This is a genomic window from Priestia sp. P5_B4 (genome assembly GCF_056400385.1).
Genome location: NZ_JBFULJ010000166.1, coordinates 1 through 6416, shown reverse-complemented (window position 1 = coordinate 6416; position 6416 = coordinate 1). Strand labels below are relative to the sequence as shown.

General features: G+C 36.2%; 7 protein-coding genes. 3 read left to right on the top strand and 4 right to left on the bottom strand.

Annotation, left to right across the window (positions count from 1 at the left end; genetic code table 11):
- The coding region (locus AC1DRF_RS14025) for a Ger(x)C family spore germination protein (RefSeq protein ID WP_477740960.1) at window positions 1-699 on the bottom strand (699 nt) is incomplete at its 3' end.
- Window positions 689-2311 (bottom strand): spore germination protein, encoded by a 1623-nt coding sequence (locus tag AC1DRF_RS14020; protein WP_477740959.1) that lies wholly within the window; start codon window positions 2309-2311, stop codon window positions 689-691. The genes AC1DRF_RS14020 and AC1DRF_RS14025, both read right to left, overlap by 11 nt.
- A 133-nt stretch (window positions 2312-2444) precedes the next feature.
- On the opposite strand from AC1DRF_RS14020, the gene AC1DRF_RS14015 reads away from it, so the two are divergent.
- A complete protein-coding gene (locus tag AC1DRF_RS14015) occupies window positions 2445-2669 on the top strand; it encodes a YczF family membrane protein (RefSeq protein WP_050688697.1) in 225 nt (74 codons plus the stop codon).
- A gap of 92 nt (window positions 2670-2761) precedes the next feature.
- Here the strand turns inward: AC1DRF_RS14015 and AC1DRF_RS14010 are convergent, their stop codons facing one another.
- Window positions 2762-3535: a DUF4046 domain-containing protein gene (locus tag AC1DRF_RS14010; protein ID WP_427076912.1), complete on the bottom strand. Its 774-nt coding sequence runs from the start codon at window positions 3533-3535 to the stop codon at window positions 2762-2764.
- A 1000-nt stretch (window positions 3536-4535) separates the two neighbouring features.
- On the opposite strand from AC1DRF_RS14010, the gene AC1DRF_RS14005 reads away from it, so the two are divergent.
- Together AC1DRF_RS14005 and AC1DRF_RS14000 are read left to right on the top strand one after the other, a co-directional pair.
- The gene (locus AC1DRF_RS14005) at window positions 4536-4709 is read left to right on the top strand and encodes a hypothetical protein (RefSeq protein ID WP_192998306.1); all 174 of its coding nucleotides are present in this window, start codon (window positions 4536-4538) and stop codon (window positions 4707-4709) included.
- 367 nt (window positions 4710-5076) lie between these two features.
- Window positions 5077-5412 (top strand): hypothetical protein, encoded by a 336-nt coding sequence (locus AC1DRF_RS14000; protein WP_427076913.1) that lies wholly within the window; start codon window positions 5077-5079, stop codon window positions 5410-5412.
- Between the two features lie 456 nt (window positions 5413-5868).
- Here AC1DRF_RS14000 and AC1DRF_RS13995 read toward each other — a convergent pair whose 3' ends face one another.
- Entirely contained in the window at window positions 5869-6363 is a 495-nt protein-coding gene (locus tag AC1DRF_RS13995; RefSeq protein WP_427076914.1) for a YflT domain-containing protein, read from the bottom strand.
- Between the last annotated feature and the right edge of the window lie 53 nt (window positions 6364-6416).

Genomic DNA, 6416 nt, shown 5'->3' with positions numbered 1-6416 from the left:
TAAAACGGCAATTCCGGAAGCTCGAAGCGTTGCCGCGGGTGCACTTTCCTGCAGGTTATCTAGCTTTTGTGCTTGCTGGGGATTCCCATCTAGACGAAATCCTGATACGACAGTTCCTCTTCCGGGAGATTCAAGGCTCTTCATCACCTCTTGAAGCGATGTTTTTACATTCTCTCCCCATTTTCTTTCCGTAAATTCTAAGGTTTTTAGCACTTTATTCGCTGGAATCTTATCAACTGGTGTTAACGTTTTCACAAGATCAGCTGCGGACGAATGGTTGGCAATCACGAGGGTGGAAGTATTTCGAAATTCTGGATCTCGATCAAACGCATCCACTAATGTATTAATTCCTTCTTCTTTGGCCAGTTTTTCACCAACCACGACCAAGTTTGTATGAGCATAATACAATCGTCGAGAGATTCTGCCTGAAGCTCGTCTACTTGCTTCGACTATATTGTCTCCTGAAGCTGAATAAATGGTAATAGGAGGGCTTTGAGTACCGCCTCCCCCTCCTTGTATACCAGCCACGTTCCCTGGGTTAATAATTTGGAGCGTTATGTGATATCTTCCATCTTTTGTTTTATCGACGCCCAGAGCTGCCACGATGGCAAGGTCCGTTAACTCTTTTTTACTCCAACAACTGGTGAGCAAGATGGTTACCGTCATCATCAATAAAAGAAAAACTCCTTTACGCTTCATTGTTGTCACCTTCTTCAAAATCGCGATTCACCATACCACGAGATGCAGGGGGGTGCGGGTTTTGATTTGATCCTTCTCGAACCGTGTTAGCAGTAATTAATCGTGGTCTTTGTCTCAGCGTCCACCACGGTAATCTTACGATAGTATCTCCATTATTTACGGGGATGAAGGGAGCAAATGGAGCCATGTAGGGTACCCCAAAGGAACGTAAACTGCATAGATGAACAACCATCATTAGAAGGCACAAAATAATGCCGTAGAAACCAAATGTTGCTGCACCAATCATAAACAAAAAACGAACTAAACGGGCCGAAATCGCCATATCAAAAGATGGTGTGGCAAAACTCGCAATGGCTGTGATGGATACAATAATAACCATTGCTGGTGACACAATACTTGCTTGAACGGCTGCTTGGCCAATTACAAGGGCCCCGACAATGGATACGGCTGAACCAATAGCTTTGGGTAAGCGTATCCCTGCTTCCCGTAAAATTTCAAAAGTTAATTCCATGAGAAGAGCTTCCACAAATGCTGGAAAGGGAACAGCTTCCCTTTGTGCTGCAATGGCTACAATGAGCGTAGTTGGCACCATTTCCTGGTGGAAAGTTGTAACGGCGACATAAGTAGCAGGTGCAATTAAAGAAATCATAAACATAAAAATACGCAAAAGACGAATCGAGGTTGCAATGTCAAAACGCGCATAATAATCTTCAGCCGATTGGAAAAATTGCATGAACAAAGCAGGCGCAATCAGTACAAAAGGGGTCCCATCCACAAATATAGCAATCCGTCCTTCCAACAGGTTCCCGGCTACAACGTCAGGTCTTTCGGTGTTGTACATAGTTGGAAAAGGGGTGAATGTTTGATCCTCTATTAGCTGTTCAATATAACCTGATTCCAAAATGCTATCGATATCAATACGATGTAATCGCTGACGAATTTCTTTAACGACTTTATCATTGGCAATGCCATGTATGTACATAAGCGTCACATCTGTCTTTGTTACACGTCCAACTTTTAAAGACTCCATCCATAAATCGGGGGTCTTAATGATACGGCGTACCATAGCTGTATTGGTCCCAAGAGACTCGGTAAATGCTGCTTTTGGCCCTCGCACCACCRTTTGGGTAGTAGATTCCGCAATAGAACGCTTTTCTCCACCTTTAGTGCTAGCGCTCAGTGCTCGGTCTACTCCGTCTATTAAAATAAGAGTATCGCCTGCCATTAAAGATGCAAACAGGTCATCCAAGTTAGTGACGGACGATATATTTCCAATGGTCATCATATCTTCAGAAAGCAGGTCTAACGCATTGTACTGATTTATTTCTCCTTTATGATCATCCTTCATCATAGATTGCAGTAGATACTCTTGAATCGACTGATTGTCTACAATTCCATCTACATAGACAATGGCTGTTTTAATATCGGAATTGCTCCCCATTTTTATCTCACGAATAACAACATCTGAACTATTTCCGGTTTTCTGCTTAATCATGTTAAGGTTGTCCGATAATGAAACTTGTATCCGTTCTATTGGGTGATCAGTAGTTTGATTTTCGTCATCCTGTGGTCGTTTCTTTTTTGGTTTGCGATCTTTAAAAAAMGAAGGCATAGATTTAAGCACCCTTCTTTCAATTTTTATTACTTTAACCATATAAGAGTTTTTTTATGTAAAAATTAACAATAAATATTTATGTATCATCATAGAAGAAAGAGAAGAACCTATTAAATGGAGCGTGATAAATATGAAAATCATGGGTATTAGTCTTTTAATGATGGGATGCTTAATGGGCTTTTCTTTAGGCATCGATATTCTCCAAGGATTTGATGTTTCTCAGGCGTTGTACAACGCCGTGAGTCCATTTAGGGTAATGGAGGTTGCTGAATTATTTGTACTCTTTTTTCTTCTTTTTCTTTTTTTTGCTGAATCTTTATATCTTTTTATGAAGAAGAAAAAGCAAAGCAAGTAACTATATACTTATAAGTCGCTATTTTTTTAAATAGGAGATAAAAATAATAGGAATGTAGCTCAGGCTATCCGTTCAATCGTTTCTTTTATTAATCAATGGTTCACATAAAGTAATTCATCATCTAGATTATTTAGTTGGTTTTTTATCCATTCCCTTACATTATTCATTCTGGAATCAAACGCCATTTGAAAGAGACCAGTTAACTGAAAATCTGTAAAATGACTTCCTTTTAATTGGAGAAAAGCCTCATGATAGGAAGAGAAATGAAGCTGTTTGAATAAGAAATCATCCATTGCCTCTCGAATATATTCTTCATTTTTCCAACAATTCATGGGAACATGAGCAAATTGCCAAGGCCTAAAGACACCAGGATAAATAGCTTCAACTATTTGAAAAGGGGAATAGCCTAAAAGAGTAAAGGCGCCACCTAAACCATGTTGTTTAAAAAAATGAAAATTAACCTGAAAGGGTATTTCTTCCATAGGAATCTTCATTTTTTCCTCTATTACATATCTTACTGCCTCAATAGCTCTTCTCTTTCCTTCTTCTCCATCCCAATATTTATCAGGAGCTTGTTGGAACTGCCAGGGTTTAAACCTTCCTGGGTAGGCATTATCAATGACTTCATAATAATTCCATCCATAAAGCATTGCAGGGGGTCTGAGACGATGAGACCACAATGTATTGGCGCTTACTTGAAAAGGGATTTCCTCGATAGGGATCGATAAGCGTTGCTCAAGTAAATAGCATGTCATATAGCGCATATATTTTTTTCCTTCATTACCTACAAAGAAATAATTGGGAAATCGTTTTCTTCTCTTCTCTAGAACATCTTGATAAATTTCAATGACTTGTTCTCTATTCACTATCGAAAGCCCCTTTTGAGAAAGTATATTTGTTTATTATTATGTATAATAATGGGATTTATATACGGATGGGGCTGAATCTGCATACGATACATAATAAAAAGAAAAGCTACTGATCCTTTATCGGTAGCTTTTCTTTTTATTATGTAAATAGGGATAAGGGAATTGATAAAGGAAAAATAATATACTCGTGCATATTGGTTCTTGAAACCAAACTCCAACGAGTCTGCCATCTTTTCTAAGCTGCGAATTTTTTGTGTTTAAAACAAAAAATGTAATCGTTTTCTACTTTGATTTGTTGTAAAATAAAAAAGGCATGTTAATTGGAGATTTTTCGAAATGTCATCTTAACTCATTGAGCCTATTCCCACATCACAGCACCAGGGAATAGGTTTTTTCTGCAATTATGGATATAGTATTTAAACCTAAATTTAAAGTAGGATCATTTGTATAAATTTAACAATAACACAAAATATATAGTTCATAAAAGTATACATTTACGGACGTGAGGTTTTAAAAATAAAACTATCAATTTTAACGTTCGTTTACATTTTAAATCACATTACGAACGTTCAATTAATCACATATACTTATACGAACTGTTTTACTCCACTAAAAAAATAAATGTTCACTTTATTTTTTGACTTCAGTAGCACTCTAAAGAAAATTTATCTACAATAAAATATAAATTTTTTCTGTCACAAGCTCTTTACCTATTTAAGCACGGCCATTATAAAAGTAGGTGTTTAATAATGTCTACTGAATAAAAAGGAGCATCATTCTATAGTGATGTCCTTTTATATATAATAAATTGTATAAGCTATACATTCTTAATTTTCTATAAAGCAAAAAATAGCTTTTTTTTGCCTCAAATCGTGTTGCTAGCGAACTCATACGCAAAATTAAAAGTCTTTTCATGAATAGTTGTATTAGTAATTTCCTCATACTACCTCTTATTTTATCTTCAAATTTTCAAATAATACATCTAGGAGGTGTTTTTATGCCAGAATATGGTTCAACACATAATAACAACCATAGTAATAGTTATGATACTAATGGTGGAAATATCCAACCAGTAGATGTACCAAAATCAAATAGTAAAAAGATTCCTGCTAATAATGATGGTCTAAGTGGAAAAGTAAATGCAAACCTCGGCTACCATCCAGAAAAATAGCACGAAAAAACCACCCTACAGAAGTAAGGTGGTTCTCCGATAAGTTTTATCTTACAAAACTAAAACCATGTAGAATCTTTTTTTATTTTGTAGATTATACCATTTAATGAAAAAGAGAGCAACCTTAAAGTTACTCTCTCTCACCAAAAATAAACACAAAATGTGTGTGTGGTGGTGTTTAGTATACCATCTTTGTACATTTGTTGAAAGACCTTCTATCTATATCATGCCATCATATAGAAGGTCATTCACGTGAACTACCCTCGGAAGGTATAACAACATTCTTATCAAATAAATCATCTTTTAAACCACTTACATAAATAACCTCTTATGATTTTTTTATCGATTCAAATAATATATGTAGGAGGTGATTTTTATACCAGATGAGGCAAATGAAGGTCATGAACCACCAAAAACAGGTGATAATGGTACTGGTGGTGGAGATCCATTTGATGATGTTGATGATCTTGATACACATGTAACCCCACCAGTTAGTGGTCCTACTTTTTACAGAGCAGATCATGATGAAGATGGTTCAGATAGACCTTCTGGTAATTCAACTGTTGCGACAAGATTAACACGAGAAGAACACAGTAATAATCCATTTGAATCCACTCATGCATCAATGGCACATGCATCAATGGCACGATATGCAGAAGCCGCAAGAAATAATAGGATGAATAATAATAATCGTTATAGATAATCGACATAGGCCATATTTGTCGTCACTAAGAGTAAAAGTTAAAACTATATTTTTTATAAGTTAGTTTATATATTTACTCCGTTATATAAAGAATATTAATTTTGTATAATGAAGTAAATATATGTTACAGAAAACATAGTGGCGTTAAGTGTTTAGAGGTTTTCTGTTTGGTTATCATTAATATAAAAATTTCTTAAAAGGAAAGTAGAAGATAGGTTGGCACATGATAATAAGTGAAAATCTGTATTCTTCGTTAGTAAGAGTAATAAGTTTTCACATCTGGAGCATACTACTCATGAAGTGTTTAAATTCTAAAATGCAAGGCTCTTATCTACGTACTATTTAACCTAAAAAAACTACTGACACACATGCGCCAGTAGTTTTATTTATTTTACTCTCTGGGGTCAGTCCCATCATCTATTAGAGAACTCTTTTTATAAAATTTTTTATTCAAATTTAAAAAATTCTTCCGGATAGAGGTGGTTTTTGCTCTCTATTTTTACCAAACTGCTCTTTTTCATCAACGAGTACTAAGATATTTCCTTCTTTGACTGAGTTACCATAGTATTCAGCCTCATCTTTAGAAAGACCTATTTCAACAAGAGCTCCTGTTAATCCTCCAACTCCTGCACCCGTTACAGCGCCAGTTAACACGGCTGCAATTGGTCCCGCGGCAACAATCGGTCCTATTCCTGGAATAGCAAGTGCACCAGCTCCTGCTAATAAACCTGTTAGCCCACCAAGAGCTCCACCAGTTAGGGCACCTGTTGCAATTCCATCAACCACTTCAGTATCTGTTTCTTCTGTTACTCTATCTACCTCTCTACTGTCTTGCCCGATGATGGAGATGTCACGTGTAGCGTACCCTTGATTTTTAAGATCTTCTACAGCTGCAATGGCTTCTTGCTCAGATTTGTATATCCCTACAACTCTCTTTGCAGTTCGTTCCATTTTCATCTCCTCCTATTCTTTTTAAATTTGAATAAAAAATTTTATAAAAAGAG

Excerpts from the sequence above, each read along its gene's own strand:
- AC1DRF_RS14015 (WP_050688697.1), top strand. The coding sequence starts at position 2,445 with ATGAAAATCATGGGTATTAGTCTTTTAATGATGGGATGCTTAATGGGC.
- AC1DRF_RS13995 (WP_427076914.1), bottom strand. The coding sequence starts at position 6,363 with ATGGAACGAACTGCAAAGAGAGTTGTAGGGATATACAAATCTGAGCAA.
- AC1DRF_RS14005 (WP_192998306.1), top strand. The coding sequence starts at position 4,536 with ATGCCAGAATATGGTTCAACACATAATAACAACCATAGTAATAGTTAT.